Origin of the sequence: Thermoanaerobacterium sp. CMT5567-10 (assembly GCF_030534315.2) — a bacterium.
GTDB lineage: Bacteria > Bacillota > Thermoanaerobacteria > Thermoanaerobacterales > Thermoanaerobacteraceae > Thermoanaerobacterium.
Window position 1 is genome coordinate 1,237,501 of record NZ_CP130558.2, and the last position, 14,245, is coordinate 1,251,745.

Here is a 14,245-nt window from a genome sequence, read left to right on the forward strand (position 1 = left end):
GTTTTTCTTCTACCTGTGCCAAAAAATTGGATCGTAGCCATTCCTTATTTCCCTCCTTATATGTCAAGTTTTTCTGGTTTTTGTGCCATATGATTATGTTCAGGACCAGTATAAACTTTGAGTTTTTTAATCATATGTCTACCTAATTTATTTTTAGGAAGCATCCCTCTAACTGCTCTGATAATCGCTTTCTCAGGCTTTGTCCTCATCAATGTCTTGTACTGTATCAATTTTAGTCCACCTGGATGTCCTGTGTAATACTTAAAGTACTTTTGCTCTAATTTTTTGCCTGTTAAAACAACTTTATCTGCATTGATTATAATAACATAATCACCCGTATCAACACTAGGCGAATATATAGGTTTATTTTTACCCGACAAAATCTTTGCAACTTGACTAGCTAATCTACCTAATACTTTTCCTTCGGCATCTATAACATACCATTTTCTTTCTACTTCATTCTTTTTTGGCATGAATGATTTCACTATATTTACCTCCTTAAGAAACTTATACTTAAGTAACATATACTTCAATAAACGGGGCACAATTTTACATAATATAATTTTAATCCACAGCCCCACCCATGTCAATAGTATATTTTAGTTAAAAATAACCCTTGTGGCGGTGCAGTTTTACCTGCCATACATCGATTTTTTGAGTCTAAAATTTCTTTCACGTCGATGGGATTAATCTTACCTAATCCTACATCAACAATTGTACCAACAATTATTCTGACCATATTGTATAAAAAACCATCAGCTTCAATTTCAAATTCTATATTAAAGCCATTTTTTTTAAGAGAAATATCACGAACAGTTCTTACAGGGCTTTTTGCAGAGCTTCCACTTGCTTTAAATGCCGAAAAATCATGTGTACCTTCTAAGTACTTAAGTGATTCTCTCATTTTTTCTACATCTAAACTCTTACTTATGTGCCAGCTATAATTTCTATATATTGGAGAATTAACTTTTCTATTGTATATGATGTATTTATATCTTTTACTTTTAGCAAAATATCTTGAATGAAAATCCATATCGGCCTCAAAAGCATCTTTTATAACTATATCAGCTGGAAGAACACTATTCAAGGCATTAGGAATTTTTGAAGTAGGTATATTAGTACATGTTTTAAAATTGGCAACTTGATATAAAGCATGTACACCAGCATCTGTTCTGCTGGAACCAATTAAATCTACATCTTCCAGTGTTATTTTCTTTATTGCCTTTGTTATTACTTCTTGAATTGTAACAGCATTTTTCTGAATTTGCCACCCGTGATAATTTGTACCGTCATATTCGATAACTAAGACTATATTTCTCATTTTAAATCTCATCACCAAGGCCAAAATCTATTCCATATTATTATACATACAAGAGCCGCTGTCAATAAAATAGCTATATAATCTCTATGGCTTACTTTTAATTGTTTTAGTTTTGTTCTATTAAAGCCTCCTCTGTAACACCTTGCCTCCATTGCAACAGCAAGTTCGTCAGCTCTTCTAAAGGCGCTGATAAACAAAGGCACTAACAGAGGAATCAAGTTTTTCGCTCTTTTCATTAAATTGCCGCTTTCAAAGTCAGCACCTCTAGCAATTTGTGCCTTCATTATTTTATCTGTTTCTTCTAGTAATGTTGGTATAAAGCGTAAAGCAATAGTCATCATCATAGCTAATTCATGTGCTGGCATTCCAATGCGTCTAAAAGGATTCAAAAGGCTTTCTATGCCATCCGTTAATGCTATGGGAGATGTTGTAAGAGTTAGAAGCGATGTCCCAACTATCAAAAATATAAGCCTTAATCCCATAAATAGCGCTAGTCTTACACCATTAGAAGTTATCTTAAGCGGACCAATTGATGCAAGAAGTATCCCACCAGGAGTGAAAAATATGTTTAATCCAACAGTTAATATGAGAATTACCAAAATCGGTTTTAATCCTTTAAAAATGTAACCTAATGGTATTTTCGATATATATATGCTTCCTAATATAAATAATAAGATAAACACATAACCTGAAAATTTTGTTATTATAAACAGTGAGATTATGAATATTATAGAAAGTATTATTTTTACTCTGGGATCCAAACGATGTATGAATGTATCACCTGGTATATATTGGCCTATAGTAATATTTTTAAGCATCTCTCACACCCCTAAGGTACTCCAATATGCATCTTTTCGCTTCATCAACTGTTAATATATCATCTGGCAACTCTATTCCATTTTTTCTTAGATCTCTTATAAGATAAGTAATCTGTGGCACACCAAGTCCCATTTGCTCAAGTTTTTCGACATTTTTAAAAACTTCTCTAGGAGTACCTATCAATGATACCTTTCCTTCATGCATGACAATTATTTTATTCACAAGTTTTGCTATATCTTCCATGCTGTGAGACACAAGTATTGTAGTCATTTCATATTTTTCATGAATTTCTTTAATCTTGCCTAGTATCTCATCTCTCCCTCTTGGGTCAAGACCAGCCGTTGGCTCATCAAGAATCAATATCTTTGGCATCATAGACAAAACCCCAGCTATTGCAACACGTCTTCTTTCACCTCCAGATAATTCAAAAGGTGACATGTCTTTCATACTTACATCGAGTCCAACAGTCTTCATAGCTTCAAATACTCTCATCTTTATTTCATCGTCTGGAAGTCCCAAATTAGATGGTCCAAATGCAATGTCTTTGTATATTGTCTCTTCAAATAGTTGATGCTCCGGATATTGAAAAACAATTCCAACTTCTCTTCTGATGTTTTTTAAATTTTTTGTACTTGTAATATCGATTCCATTTATTGTTATTCTACCAGATGTTGGCTTTAAAAGGCCATTTAAGTGTTGTATAAGGGTAGATTTTCCTGAACCAGTATGTCCTATAATTCCTACAAATTCGTTGTCTTCTATTGTAAAACTCACGTCTTTTAATGCTTCTGACTCAAATGGGGTGCCTTCATTGTAAATAAACGAAATATTTTCTACTTGTATTGACATATAAACCTCACCATCTCATCAACAGTTAATATTTCAGTAGGTATATCTATCCCCTCTTGCTTCAGTTTATAAGCTAACTCTGTAACTTGAGGAACATCAAGACCCAAATCTTTCAGCTTTTTTACTTCCTTAAATACTTCTTTTGGTGTACCATCTAGAGCAATATTTCCATCATCCATTACAATTACTCTATCGGCAAGAACAGCTTCTTCCATAAAATGTGTAATTAAGATTATTGTAATGCCATTCTCTTTATTTAACCTCTGTATTGTATTTATTACTTCTTTTCTTCCCATAGGATCAAGCATAGCAGTTGGCTCATCTAATATGATACACTGAGGTCTCATAGCTATGACTCCGGCAATGGCTATTCGCTGTTTTTGCCCACCTGAAAGCATATGTGGTGCTGAATCTTTATATTTAAACATGTCTACCGCATTTAATGCAAAGTCCACTCTCTTACGAATTTCTTTCGGATCTATGCCTAAATTTTCCGGTCCAAAAGCCACATCTTCCTCCACAACCGTTGCTACCAATTGGTTATCGGGATTTTGAAATACCATACCAGCAGTCTGCCTTATATCCCATACATGTGCAGAATCTTTAGTATTCATTCCATTGACATATACATCCCCTTCTGTTGGCATGAGAAGAGCATTAAAGTGTTTTGCAAGTGTGGATTTCCCTGAACCATTGTGTCCAATAATGGCAATAAATTTTCCTTCCTCAAGATCAATGTTTAATGAATTCAATACAATCTTTTTTTTGTTCTCTTCGTTGCCAGTCTCATAGCTAAATGTAAGGTCTCTTGCCATAATTATATTTTCCATATGACCACCTTCTTTTAAGCCGCAAAATAATTGGCTGTGACTATTAAAATAGGAGTTAAGTTTTATTGATAACTTAACCCCTTTTGAGTCTAAACAAGTTCTATGATAACCAGCGGTGCTGCATCGCCTCTACGAGGACCAAGTTTTAATATTCTTGTATACCCGCCATTTTTATCTGAATATTTAGGAGCAATCTCATCAAATAATTTTTTAACTACCGTTTCATCTGTTAAATATGCCAAAGCCTGTCTTCTTGAGTGCAAATCGCCCCTCTTTGCAAGTGTAATCATTTTTTCCGCAATGCTTTTTATTTCTTTGGCTCTGGCTTCTGTAGTTTGAATTCTTCCATAATTCAAAAAGCTAGTTGTAAGGTTTCTCAACATTGCTCTTCTCTGGTCATGTGGTCGACCTAATTTTCTGTATCCCATTATCTGCCCTCCTTACTCTTCACTCTTTTGCAGCGATAGTCCTAATGCTTTTAATTTTTGCTCAACTTCCACCAAAGACTTTTTGCCAAGATTTCTAACTTTCATCATTTCTTCTTCTGTTTTTTGAACTAAATCTTGAACAGTATTAATTCCTGCTCTTTTAAGGCAGTTATATGACCGTACAGATAGATCAAGTTCTTCTATCGTCATGTCAAGAGGTTTATCTGTCTTCTTCTCTGGTTTTTCAACCAAAACTTCCATATCATTGTAATTTTCTGCAAATGATGTAAATAAATTAAAATGATCAATTAATATTTTAGCAGCTAAGCTTATGGCCTCTTTAGGACTTATAGTTCCATTCGTCCATACTTCCATAGTAAGCTTGTCGTAATCTGTAACCTGACCAACACGAGTATTTTCAACATTATAGCTTACTTTCTTAACTGGAGTAAATATAGAATCAACCGGAATAATACCTATCGGCTGATTCGGCTCTTTATTTTTGTCTGATGGAACGTATCCTTTTCCTTTAACCAACTCGATTTCCATATTTAGCTTGCCATTATCGCTAAGTGTAGCAATATGAAGATCTGGATTCACTATCTCAACATCGCCATCAGATATTATATCTCCTGCAGTTACTTCACCTTTACCTTCTGCTTCAATCCTCACTATTTTTGGTTCGTCCGTATATAATTTCACTGCCAACTCTTTTAAGTTCAGTATAATCTCAGTAACATCCTCTTTTACGCCTGGTACAGTAGAAAATTCGTGTAACACCCCATCTATTTTAATTGTCTTTGCTGCCGCACCTGGAAGTGATGATAAAAGCATACGGCGTAAAGAGTTGCCAAGTGTTATCCCATAGCCACGTTCAAGTGGCTCAATAACAAACTTAGCATACGTGTCATCATTGGATTGCTCCACTATCTCTATTTTTGGTTTTTCAATTTCAATCACCATTTAAACCCTCCTTTTTTACTTTTATGAGGGTAACCGATTATTACCTTGAATACAATTCAACAATCAAGTGCTCTTCAACTGGTAAGTCTATATGTTCCCTTGTTGGCAGAGATAAAACTTTACCCTCTAATGAATCTTTATTAAAATCTAACCAATCAGGTATATTTGTGGATGCCTCAACATTATTCTTAATAACTTCTAACGACTTGCTGCTGTCTTTGATAGATATTACATCGCCTGCTTTTACTAAATACGAAGGTATGTCAACCTTTCTTCCGTTTACAAGAATATGACCATGTGATACAAATTGCCTTGCTTGAGCCCTTGAAGACGCTATTGACAATCTATACACTACATTATCAAGTCTTCTTTCAAGAAGTTGTAAGAGATTGTCACCAGTTATACCTTTCATTCTTTCAGCTTCCTCAAAGTATCTTTCAAATTGTCTTTCTAGAACTCCATAATACCTTCTCAATTTTTGTTTTTCTCTTAACTGTGTGCCATAGTTTGTAAGCTTCTTCTTATTTTGTCCATGTTGTCCGGGAGCATATGGCCTTCTTGCGAATGGGCATTTCTCAGTATAGCATTTATCGCCTTTTAAAAATAATTTCATACCTTCTCTACGGCATAATTTACATGTAGATTCTGTGTACCTTGCCATTTTTGCACCTCCTTATACTCTTCTTCTCTTAGGTGGTCTGCACCCATTGTGTGGAATCGGTGTGACATCCTTTATAAGACTTACTTCTAGCCCAGCAGCTTGCAAAGCTCTTATTGCAGCCTCTCTGCCTGCACCAGGACCTTTTACATATACATCTACAGTTTTAAGTCCATGTTCCATTGCAGCTTTAGCTGCTGTTTCTGCTGCCATCTGTGCTGCATATGGAGTAGATTTCCTAGAACCTTTAAATCCTAACGTTCCTGCACTTGACCATGCTAATGCATTGCCTGCCATATCAGTCAATGTAACTATTGTATTATTAAATGTTGAATGTATGTGTGCGGCACCACGTTCAACATTTTTGCGCTCACGGCGTTTAGCTGTTCTTTTAACTTTTTTTGCCATAATTTCCCTCCTTATTATTTCTTCTTCTTAGCAACAGTCTTCTTTGGACCTTTTCTTGTACGTGCATTTGTTCTTGTCCTTTGCCCACGTACTGGTAAGCCTTTTCTATGCCTTATTCCTCTATAACATCCTATATCAATAAGTCTCTTTATGTTTAGAGATACTTCTCTTCTTAAATCACCTTCAACTTTATACTCTTTATCGATGATGTCTCTAAGTCTTGACACTTCATCTTCTGTCAAATCTTTTACCCTAGTATCAGGATTTACACCTGCTTTTGCTAAGATCTCATTTGCGCGAGAACGTCCTATCCCATAAATATACGTCAATCCTATTTCAACGCGTTTTTCTCTTGGTAAATCAATGCCAGCAATTCTTGCCATTTTTCCACCTCCTAACCTTGTTTTTGCTTATGTTTAGGATTTTCGCAAATTACCATTACCTTGCCTTTTCTCTTAATAACCTTACATTTTTCACAAATCGGTTTAACCGATGGCCTTACTTTCATTATTATACCTCCTTATCACTTGCCTCGCCATACAATTCTGCCTCTTGTTAAATCATATGGGGATAATTCAAGCGTGACTCTGTCCCCTGGTAGAATCCTGATAAAATTCATTCTAAGTTTACCCGATATGTGTGCTAAGATTCTGTGTCCATTATCAAGTTCCACCTGAAACATCGCATTTGGTAAAGCTTCTATAACTTTACCCTCAACTTCGATAACATCATCTTTTGCCAAGGATATCAAACCCTCCTTATTCTTCACACTTAAACTGTTTTAAAGCATTTTTTATCTCAGCATTTGTAACAGTTTCACCTTTTAATATCTTTTCTCTTATTATTTCGTCTACTTCATTATACTTTTGAAGATGAATCAATTTTTTCTTTTTCGGCTTTTCAATCTTCCTTAAATCACCGTCAGCTATAAACACATGTTTTTCATCGGCAACTCCAACTATTATAAAGATTCTGTCTTTATCTCTGCCAGCCTTTGACTTAACTATTCGCCCTATTGAGGTATCATCCATTAAATTCACCTCTTAAACTAATGTTAAAATTTCAGGCTCTCCATTTGTTATAACTATGGTATTTTCATAATGAGCAGATGGACTACCATCCACTGTAACAACTGTCCAATTATTATCCTCAATCTTTACATCATATCTTCCCTCATTAACCATTGGTTCAATAGCAAGAGTCATGCCACTTTTTAATCTCGGCCCTCTTCCCGGCGGACCATAATTTGGTACTTGAGGGTCCTCATGCATTTTTTTGCCAATTCCATGACCTACATATTCCCTGACTACTGAAAAACCGTTTTTTTCTACGTAAATCTGTATAGCATTTGATATATCAGAAAGTCTGTGTTGCTCAGTTGCCAATTTTATGCCTTCAAAAAAACTTTGTTTTGTCACATCTATTAATTTTCTGAGATTATCACTAATCCTTCCGACTGCAAAAGTCCTCGCCGCATCACCATTAAATCCATGGTATATCGCACCAGTATCTATACTAATAATATCGCCTTCCTTAAGCCTTCTTAAACCTGGTATACCATGGACAACTTCATCATTGATTGATGCACATATTGAAGCTGGAAAGCCATAAAGTCCTTTAAAAGCCGGTATACAATCTTTACTTCTTATATAATCTTCAGCTATCTGATCAAGTTCTTTGGTGGTTATACCCGGCTTTATATACTTTTCTAAAAGATTTAAAACTTCTCCTGTAACTTTTCCAGCATATCTCATCAAAGCTATTTCACTATCAGATTTGATATATATCATTAAACTTCGTCTCCTATTAATGCCTGTATCTCCTTATAAACTTCATTAACAGGTTTATTCCCATCAATATTGCGAATCAAATTCAATTTGCCGTAATACTCCACTAGAGGTTTTGTTTCATCTTCATATACTTCTAAGCGCTTTAAAACAGATTCGATGTTATCGTCCGTTCTTTGAATTAATTTTTCACCGCAGTTATCGCAAATTCCTTCCACTTTGGGCGGTTTTGTGACAATATGATATGTTGCACCACAGGATGGACACACTCTTCTACCACTAAGCCTCTTTACTAGTTCATCTCTATCAACTATTATATTTAAGACATGATCTATTTTAAGATTTTTATCCCCTAGGTATTTGCCGAGAGACTCAGCCTGCACAACGTTTCTCGGATATCCATCAAGCAAGAAACCATCTTTGCAATCATCTTTCGACAGCCTGTCTTCAACGATCTTGTTCGTCACATCATCTGGTACCAACATCCCTTTATCGATGTACTGCTTTGCTAATTTGCCAAGTTCAGTATTGTTTTTAATGTTGTACCTAAAGATATCGCCAGTTGAAATGTGAGGTATTTTATAATCCCTCGTTATGCTTTCCGCCTGCGTTCCTTTTCCAGCTCCAGGTGGTCCTAACAATATGATTCTCATATATTTTCCCCCTGACTATCTTAAAAATCCCTGGTAGTTACGCATTATGAGCTGTCCTTCTATTTGCTTCATAGTTTCTAGTGCCACACCAACAGCGATCAGCAATGCCGTACCGCCAAAGTATAATTGTAAACCAGTGACATTCATCATTATCACAGGAAGTACCGCTACAGCAGCTAAAAATACTGCACCTACAAATGTCACTCTATTCATAACCCGCGTAATAAAATCTGTCGTTGGCTTTCCAGGTCTAATACCTGGAATAAAACCACCATATTTTTTCATATTATCAGAAATTTCTACAGGATTAAATATTATCGCTGTGTAGAAGTAAGTAAAGAATATTATAAGGAGAACATTCAATACATTATATATCCATCCATTTGTTCCAAGCCATTTCTCTGTAAAAGCGTAAAATGCTGATTTAGGGAAAAATGTAGCTATCTGCTGTGGAAATTGCAGAAGTGAAAGCGCAAATATCAGAGGAATAACACCAGCCATGTTTATTCTTAATGGTATATGAGTTGATTGTCCTCCATATACTTTACGACCTACAACCCTTTTCGCGTATTGAACAGGTATTCTTCTTTGCCCTTCTGACATCAATATGATTGAGACAATCATAACAAGTATGACAATCAAGAAGGCTATTGCACCAAATATGTTAGCTGTCCCAGCACCTACGTACTGTATTGTAACATAAATCATGTTTGGTATTCTAGCTAGAATGCCAGCAAAAATTATAAGAGAACTGCCATTCCCAACACCATTTTCAGTTATCCTTTCACCTAGCCACATTAAGAATGATGTACCCGCTGTCAATGTTATAACGATTATTGTTAAGTTCAGAAAATTAGGATTAATTACTGCACCTCTTAAACCTATTGTCATTCCTATTGCCTGAATTAATGCAAGTACTACTGTCATATAGCGAGTATATTGAGCAATTTTTTTTCTTCCTTCTTCCCCTTCTTTTGCCATTTGCTCCAATGAAGGTATAGCTATAGTTAGTAGCTGCATTATAATTGATGCATTAATATAAGGAATGATGCTCATGGCAAAAATCGTAAAATCGCGGAATGCACCACCTGAAATTATATCAAAAAATCCAAAAAGCGTTCCTTGTCCAAGAATATTTTTGATTTGATTTGGATCAATACCAGGTACTGGTATATGTGATCCAAGTCTAAATATCAAAAGCATCATTACAGTATAGATAATTTTTTTTCTGATGTCCGCAACCTTCCATGCATTGACAAGGGTCTTTAGCATTTATATCACCTCTGCCTTTCCCCCTACGGATTCTATTTTATCTACAGCAGATTTACTAAACTTATGCGCTTTTACAGTTAACTTTTTATTAAGTTCACCTGAGCCCAAAATTTTTACGCCATCTTTGATTTTTTTGATAATCCCTTTCTCGATTAAAAGTTCTGGAGTTACGACAGTTCCATCTTCAAAATTATCAAGCAAACTTAAATTGACAATAGCATATTCCTTCTTAAAGATATTTGTAAATCCCCTCTTTGGTAATCGTCTTGTTAAAGGCATCTGTCCACCTTCAAAGCCTGGCCTTATATTTCCACCGCTTCTAGCCTTCTGGCCTTTATGTCCACGTCCAGATGTTTTTCCTAATCCCGAACCAATACCTCTGCCAACTCTTTTTCTTTCTTTTCTTGCACCTTCAGCAGGTTTTAAATCGTGAAGTCTCAATGTCCACACCTCCTATTCATTTACTTCTTCGACACTTACTAGGTGTTTAACCTTGTTAATCATACCTCTTACTTGTGGCGTATCATCTAAAACCGAACTACTTCCTATTTTTCTCAATTTCAATGCTCTTACAGTATCTATTTGTGATTTCTCACGGCCTATAGTACTTCTCACCAGAGTAACTTTTAATTTTGCCATTTCAATCCTCCTATCCAAGCAATTGCTCAACAGGAATTCCACGTAATTTTGCTACTTCCTCTGCAGTCTTTAATGATTTCAATCCTTCAATTGTTGCATATACCATGTTTGTAGAATTAGCTGATCCTAAGGATTTTGTCAATATGTCCTTAATTCCTGCTGATTCAAGTACAGCACGCACAGGTCCTCCAGCAATTACTCCTGTACCTTCCTTAGCCGGTTTTAACAAAACTTTCCCGGCCCCAAAAACTCCTATCGTGTCATGTGGAATTGTAGTTCCTACTATTGGAACCTTTATAAGATGTTTTTTAGCATCTTCTACTGCTTTTCTGATTGCTTCAGGAATTTCTGCGGATTTCCCGGTTCCAACACCAACATAACCTTTTTCGGAATCTCCAACAACTACAGTTGCACTAAATCTGAAATTCCTTCCACCCTTGACAACTTTTGCAACACGATTTAAACTTACAACTTTTTCTTTTAAATCAAGATTTGATATATCAATACGTGCCATGATTTCCCTCCTTATTAAAAATTCAAACCGCCTTCTCTTGCAGCATCTGCTAATTCTTTTATCGTACCATGATATATATATCCACCACGATCGAAAACAACATCCTTAATTCCCTTTTCAAGAGCTTTTTTTGCAATTAATTTCCCTACTAATCTTGCTGACTCTTTATTTGCACCTTTAGCAATATTCTTCAATTCTGGATCTAATGTAGAAGCATGTGCTAAAGTAACACCATTTACGTCATCAATAAGCTGCGCATATATATGGCTTAAACTTTTGTACACGCTAAGTCTAGGCCTTTCGCTTGTTCCAGAAATTTTTTTTCTTACTCTTAGATGGCGCCTTTTCCGTGTCAATCGTCTGTCTATTTTTGATATCATATTATCACCCCTTACTTCTTACCTGTTTTGCCTTCTTTTAGCCTTACATGTTCTCCAACATACCTGATACCTTTTCCTTTGTAAGCATCTGGTTGCCTTACTTTCCTTATATTTGCAGCTACCTCACCGACTCTTTGTTTGTCAATACCTTTCACTGTAATCTTATTTGTTCCATCAACTGCAAATTCAATACCCGGTTCTTCTTCTATTTCTACTGGATGAGAATAGCCAACTGTTAAAACAATTTTTTTGCCTTGCTTTGCAACACGGTAACCCACACCAACAATCTCAAGGCTTTTTTCATATCCAGTACTTACACCTTTCACCATATTTTGAATCAAAGCTCTAGTTGTCCCATGCATAGCTTTTGCTTCTTTATTATCGCTGTTTCTTGTTACAACGACTTTATTATCTTCTACAGATATATTAACTAGATTTGGAAAATCCCTTTCAAGAGTACCTTTTGGACCTTTTACTACAACATGATTATCATTAACTGTAACTGTTACATCTTTTGGAATATCTACTGGTTGCTTCCCTATTCTAGACACACTTCACACCTCCTATTTTGAATTACCAGATATAGCAGAGAACTTCTCCTCCGACTCCTTCTTTTTTAGCATCTTTATCTGTCATTATTCCTTTAGATGTTGATATGATTGCCATACCAAGTCCACCTAAAACTCTTGGAATTTCATTGCTTTTTGCATAAACCCTCAAACCTGGTTTGCTTATTCTTTTAAGACCTGATATAACTCTTTCTTTATTTGGCCCATATTTAAGTGTAATCTTTAAAATACCTTGTTTACCATCATCTATTTCTTCTACTGCTTTAATAAACCCTTCACGAAGCATAAGCATTGCTATTGCTCTTTTTGTATTTGATGCTGGTATCTCTACTGTTTCATGTCTCACTATGTTTGCGTTTCTTATACGTGTAAGCATATCTGCTATTGGATCTGTCATTTCAATACCTCCCCTCTTACCAGCTTGCCTTTTTTACGCCTGGAATAATGCCTTGATGAGCATATTCTCTAAAACAAATACGGCATATTCCATATTTCCTGATATATGCATGTGGTCGCCCACAAATTTTACATCTGTTATATGCTCTTGTACTAAATTTAGGGGTCTTTTTTTGCTTCAATATCAATGCCTTTCTGGCCATTTATATACCTCCTTTACTTTGCAAACGGCATTCCCATAAGCTCCAAGAGTGTTCTCGCTTCTTCATCATTCTTAGCTGTCGTTACAAATATGATATCCATTCCCCTTACTTTATCAATTTTATCATAATCAATTTCAGGGAATATAAGCTGTTCTTTTATGCCAAATGAGTAATTTCCTCTGCCGTCGAAAGATTTTGTCGGAAGACCTCTAAAATCCCTAACCCTTGGTAATGCCACATTAAATAACTTATCAGCGAATTCATACATTCTTTCGCCTCTTAATGTCACCTTAACACCTATAGGCATGCCTGCACGTATCTTGAAATTTGCTATTGATTTTTTTGCCCTTGTAACTACTGGTTTCTGACCTGTTATTACAGCCAAGTCATTAGAAGCAGCTTCTATCGCTTTTGGATTTTCTTTTGCTTCACCAAGTCCTATATTTAAAACTATTTTTTCTAATTTCGGTACTTGCATTATGTTTTTATAAGAATACTTTGCCATAAGAGCAGGTACTACTTCGTTTATATATTTATCTCTAAGCCTTGCCATGATATACCTCCTTTCACATTTACAATGTCTCTCCACACTTTTTGCAGTATCTTATCTTCTCACCATCAGCAAGAATTTTAACACCATATCTCACGCCGGTTCCACAGTTATTGCAAAATAGCATAACTTTTGACGCATAAATAGGTGCTTCTTGATGTATTATCCCACCTTGATCCTGCGGTCCACGTGCTCTTCTATGTTTTGTAACTACATTTACTCCTTCAACAATAACTTTGCCTTCCTTTGGCAATGCTTTTAACACTTTGCCCTTCTTCCCTTTATCTTGACCCGAAATCACTGTGACTATATCGCCTGTTTTTACATGAAGTTTTTTTCTCTCCAATTGTTACACCTCCTTATAGAACTTCCGGTGCAAGTGAAATTATCTTCATAAAATCTTTTTCCCTTAATTCTCTGGCAACTGGTCCAAAAATACGAGTTCCTCTAGGTTGTAAATCATCTTTTATTATGACAGCAGCATTATCATCGAATCTTATATACGTGCCGTCTTTTCTTGCTACACCTTTCTTTGTTCTTACTATAACAGCTTTGACCACATCACCTTTTTTTACAACACCTCCGGGTGTTGCACTTTTGACAGAAGCTACTATTATATCACCTATATTTGAGAACTTTCTAGTTGAACCACCCATCAAATGTATACACATAATCTCTTTAGCACCAGTATTGTCTGCAACTTTTAATATTGTTTGAGGCTGTATCATTCCAAATACCTCCTTTCGGTCATTCTGCCTTTTTAATTATCTCTACAAGCCTCCATCTTTTCTCCTTGCTTAAAGGCCTCGTTTCCATAATTTTTACTACATCACCAATATTGCATTGATTATTTTCGTCGTGAGCTTTAAATTTCTTTGTACGCCTTATTATTTTATTATACAGTGGATGCCTTATTCTATCTTCAACAGCAACAACTATCGTCTTCTGCATTTTGTTGCTGACAACTTTTCCTATTCTAACTTTTCTCATGCCTCTTTCCAATTTA

28 protein-coding genes (1 of these 28 cut by a window edge) are annotated in these 14,245 nt (G+C 35.6%); all 28 read right to left on the bottom strand.

Translation table 11 applies throughout. From position 1 onward, the window contains the following. Positions 1–41, bottom strand: partial view of a 30S ribosomal protein S9 gene (gene rpsI / locus Q2T46_RS06440; RefSeq protein ID WP_209453816.1) — the 5' end (the start) only. The gene continues 352 nt to the left of window position 1, outside the view; 41 of the gene's 393 nt are visible here — the first part of the coding sequence; it begins with the start codon at positions 39–41; the stop codon falls past the left edge of the window. Positions 42–56: 15 nt separating this feature from the next. Further along, positions 57–485 (bottom strand): 50S ribosomal protein L13, encoded by a 429-nt coding sequence (gene rplM, locus Q2T46_RS06445; protein WP_209453815.1) that lies wholly within the window; start codon positions 483–485, stop codon positions 57–59. Between the two features lie 101 nt (positions 486–586). Beyond that, positions 587–1,321, bottom strand: a complete 735-nt coding sequence (truA, locus tag Q2T46_RS06450; protein WP_311062373.1) for a tRNA pseudouridine(38-40) synthase TruA — start codon at positions 1,319–1,321, stop codon at positions 587–589. A gap of 11 nt (positions 1,322–1,332) precedes the next feature. Next, positions 1,333–2,139, bottom strand: a complete 807-nt coding sequence (locus tag Q2T46_RS06455; RefSeq protein ID WP_303263776.1) for an energy-coupling factor transporter transmembrane protein EcfT — start codon at positions 2,137–2,139, stop codon at positions 1,333–1,335. Further along, entirely contained in the window at positions 2,132–2,989 is an 858-nt protein-coding gene (locus tag Q2T46_RS06460) for an energy-coupling factor transporter ATPase (protein ID WP_303263775.1), read from the bottom strand. Before Q2T46_RS06460 ends, Q2T46_RS06455 begins: the two co-directional genes overlap by 8 nt. Continuing rightward, positions 2,974–3,819, bottom strand: a complete 846-nt coding sequence (locus Q2T46_RS06465) for an energy-coupling factor transporter ATPase (protein ID WP_209453811.1) — start codon at positions 3,817–3,819, stop codon at positions 2,974–2,976. Before Q2T46_RS06465 ends, Q2T46_RS06460 begins: the two co-directional genes overlap by 16 nt. A gap of 89 nt (positions 3,820–3,908) precedes the next feature. Next, positions 3,909–4,247 carry a 50S ribosomal protein L17 gene (gene rplQ, locus Q2T46_RS06470; RefSeq protein WP_303263774.1) on the bottom strand — a complete coding sequence of 113 codons (339 nt, stop codon included), beginning with the start codon at positions 4,245–4,247 and terminating at the stop codon, positions 3,909–3,911. A gap of 12 nt (positions 4,248–4,259) precedes the next feature. Next, positions 4,260–5,210, bottom strand: a complete 951-nt coding sequence (locus Q2T46_RS06475; RefSeq protein ID WP_399388346.1) for a DNA-directed RNA polymerase subunit alpha — start codon at positions 5,208–5,210, stop codon at positions 4,260–4,262. A gap of 40 nt (positions 5,211–5,250) precedes the next feature. Then, on the bottom strand, positions 5,251–5,871 hold the full coding sequence (gene rpsD, locus Q2T46_RS06480; RefSeq protein ID WP_303263773.1) for a 30S ribosomal protein S4: 621 nt from the start codon (positions 5,869–5,871) through the stop codon (positions 5,251–5,253). A 12-nt stretch (positions 5,872–5,883) separates the two neighbouring features. After that, complete coding sequence (gene rpsK / locus Q2T46_RS06485) at positions 5,884–6,279, bottom strand: 30S ribosomal protein S11 (protein WP_174664700.1); 396 nt, start codon at positions 6,277–6,279, stop codon at positions 5,884–5,886. Positions 6,280–6,290: 11 nt separating this feature from the next. Continuing rightward, positions 6,291–6,659 (bottom strand): 30S ribosomal protein S13, encoded by a 369-nt coding sequence (gene rpsM, locus Q2T46_RS06490; RefSeq protein ID WP_015310899.1) that lies wholly within the window; start codon positions 6,657–6,659, stop codon positions 6,291–6,293. 11 nt (positions 6,660–6,670) lie between these two features. Continuing rightward, the gene (rpmJ, locus tag Q2T46_RS06495) at positions 6,671–6,784 is read right to left on the bottom strand and encodes a 50S ribosomal protein L36 (protein ID WP_002509257.1); all 114 of its coding nucleotides are present in this window, start codon (positions 6,782–6,784) and stop codon (positions 6,671–6,673) included. Positions 6,785–6,799: 15 nt separating this feature from the next. Beyond that, positions 6,800–7,018 (bottom strand): translation initiation factor IF-1, encoded by a 219-nt coding sequence (gene infA / locus Q2T46_RS06500; protein WP_013297001.1) that lies wholly within the window; start codon positions 7,016–7,018, stop codon positions 6,800–6,802. A gap of 16 nt (positions 7,019–7,034) precedes the next feature. Continuing rightward, positions 7,035–7,307 (bottom strand): KOW domain-containing RNA-binding protein, encoded by a 273-nt coding sequence (locus tag Q2T46_RS06505; RefSeq protein ID WP_303263730.1) that lies wholly within the window; start codon positions 7,305–7,307, stop codon positions 7,035–7,037. Between the two features lie 12 nt (positions 7,308–7,319). Next, on the bottom strand, positions 7,320–8,066 hold the full coding sequence (gene map, locus Q2T46_RS06510) for a type I methionyl aminopeptidase (protein WP_303263728.1): 747 nt from the start codon (positions 8,064–8,066) through the stop codon (positions 7,320–7,322). Next, a complete protein-coding gene (locus Q2T46_RS06515; protein ID WP_303263727.1) occupies positions 8,066–8,716 on the bottom strand; it encodes an adenylate kinase in 651 nt (216 codons plus the stop codon). The genes map and Q2T46_RS06515 overlap by 1 nt, the downstream gene beginning before the upstream one ends. A 15-nt stretch (positions 8,717–8,731) precedes the next feature. Then, positions 8,732–9,988: a preprotein translocase subunit SecY gene (gene secY, locus Q2T46_RS06520; protein WP_303263725.1), complete on the bottom strand. Its 1,257-nt coding sequence runs from the start codon at positions 9,986–9,988 to the stop codon at positions 8,732–8,734. After that, a complete protein-coding gene (gene rplO, locus Q2T46_RS06525) occupies positions 9,989–10,429 on the bottom strand; it encodes a 50S ribosomal protein L15 (protein ID WP_132774212.1) in 441 nt (146 codons plus the stop codon). Between the two features lie 12 nt (positions 10,430–10,441). After that, a complete protein-coding gene (rpmD, locus tag Q2T46_RS06530) occupies positions 10,442–10,627 on the bottom strand; it encodes a 50S ribosomal protein L30 (protein WP_013296995.1) in 186 nt (61 codons plus the stop codon). 10 nt (positions 10,628–10,637) lie between these two features. After that, positions 10,638–11,141 (bottom strand): 30S ribosomal protein S5, encoded by a 504-nt coding sequence (gene rpsE / locus Q2T46_RS06535; RefSeq protein WP_192403319.1) that lies wholly within the window; start codon positions 11,139–11,141, stop codon positions 10,638–10,640. A 14-nt stretch (positions 11,142–11,155) separates the two neighbouring features. Beyond that, positions 11,156–11,521 (bottom strand): 50S ribosomal protein L18, encoded by a 366-nt coding sequence (gene rplR / locus Q2T46_RS06540; protein WP_209453806.1) that lies wholly within the window; start codon positions 11,519–11,521, stop codon positions 11,156–11,158. An 11-nt stretch (positions 11,522–11,532) separates the two neighbouring features. After that, the gene (rplF, locus tag Q2T46_RS06545; protein WP_303263723.1) at positions 11,533–12,072 is read right to left on the bottom strand and encodes a 50S ribosomal protein L6; all 540 of its coding nucleotides are present in this window, start codon (positions 12,070–12,072) and stop codon (positions 11,533–11,535) included. 22 nt (positions 12,073–12,094) lie between these two features. Further along, the gene (gene rpsH / locus Q2T46_RS06550) at positions 12,095–12,493 is read right to left on the bottom strand and encodes a 30S ribosomal protein S8 (protein WP_192403335.1); all 399 of its coding nucleotides are present in this window, start codon (positions 12,491–12,493) and stop codon (positions 12,095–12,097) included. 10 nt (positions 12,494–12,503) lie between these two features. Further along, positions 12,504–12,689: a type Z 30S ribosomal protein S14 gene (locus Q2T46_RS06555; protein ID WP_132774215.1), complete on the bottom strand. Its 186-nt coding sequence runs from the start codon at positions 12,687–12,689 to the stop codon at positions 12,504–12,506. A 13-nt stretch (positions 12,690–12,702) separates the two neighbouring features. Beyond that, positions 12,703–13,242 (bottom strand): 50S ribosomal protein L5, encoded by a 540-nt coding sequence (rplE, locus tag Q2T46_RS06560; RefSeq protein WP_303263722.1) that lies wholly within the window; start codon positions 13,240–13,242, stop codon positions 12,703–12,705. 19 nt (positions 13,243–13,261) lie between these two features. Continuing rightward, complete coding sequence (gene rplX / locus Q2T46_RS06565; RefSeq protein WP_303263721.1) at positions 13,262–13,585, bottom strand: 50S ribosomal protein L24; 324 nt, start codon at positions 13,583–13,585, stop codon at positions 13,262–13,264. A 13-nt stretch (positions 13,586–13,598) separates the two neighbouring features. Beyond that, positions 13,599–13,967: a 50S ribosomal protein L14 gene (gene rplN / locus Q2T46_RS06570; RefSeq protein ID WP_192403309.1), complete on the bottom strand. Its 369-nt coding sequence runs from the start codon at positions 13,965–13,967 to the stop codon at positions 13,599–13,601. 19 nt (positions 13,968–13,986) lie between these two features. Further along, positions 13,987–14,241, bottom strand: a complete 255-nt coding sequence (gene rpsQ / locus Q2T46_RS06575) for a 30S ribosomal protein S17 (RefSeq protein ID WP_013296986.1) — start codon at positions 14,239–14,241, stop codon at positions 13,987–13,989. Between the last annotated feature and the right edge of the window lie 4 nt (positions 14,242–14,245).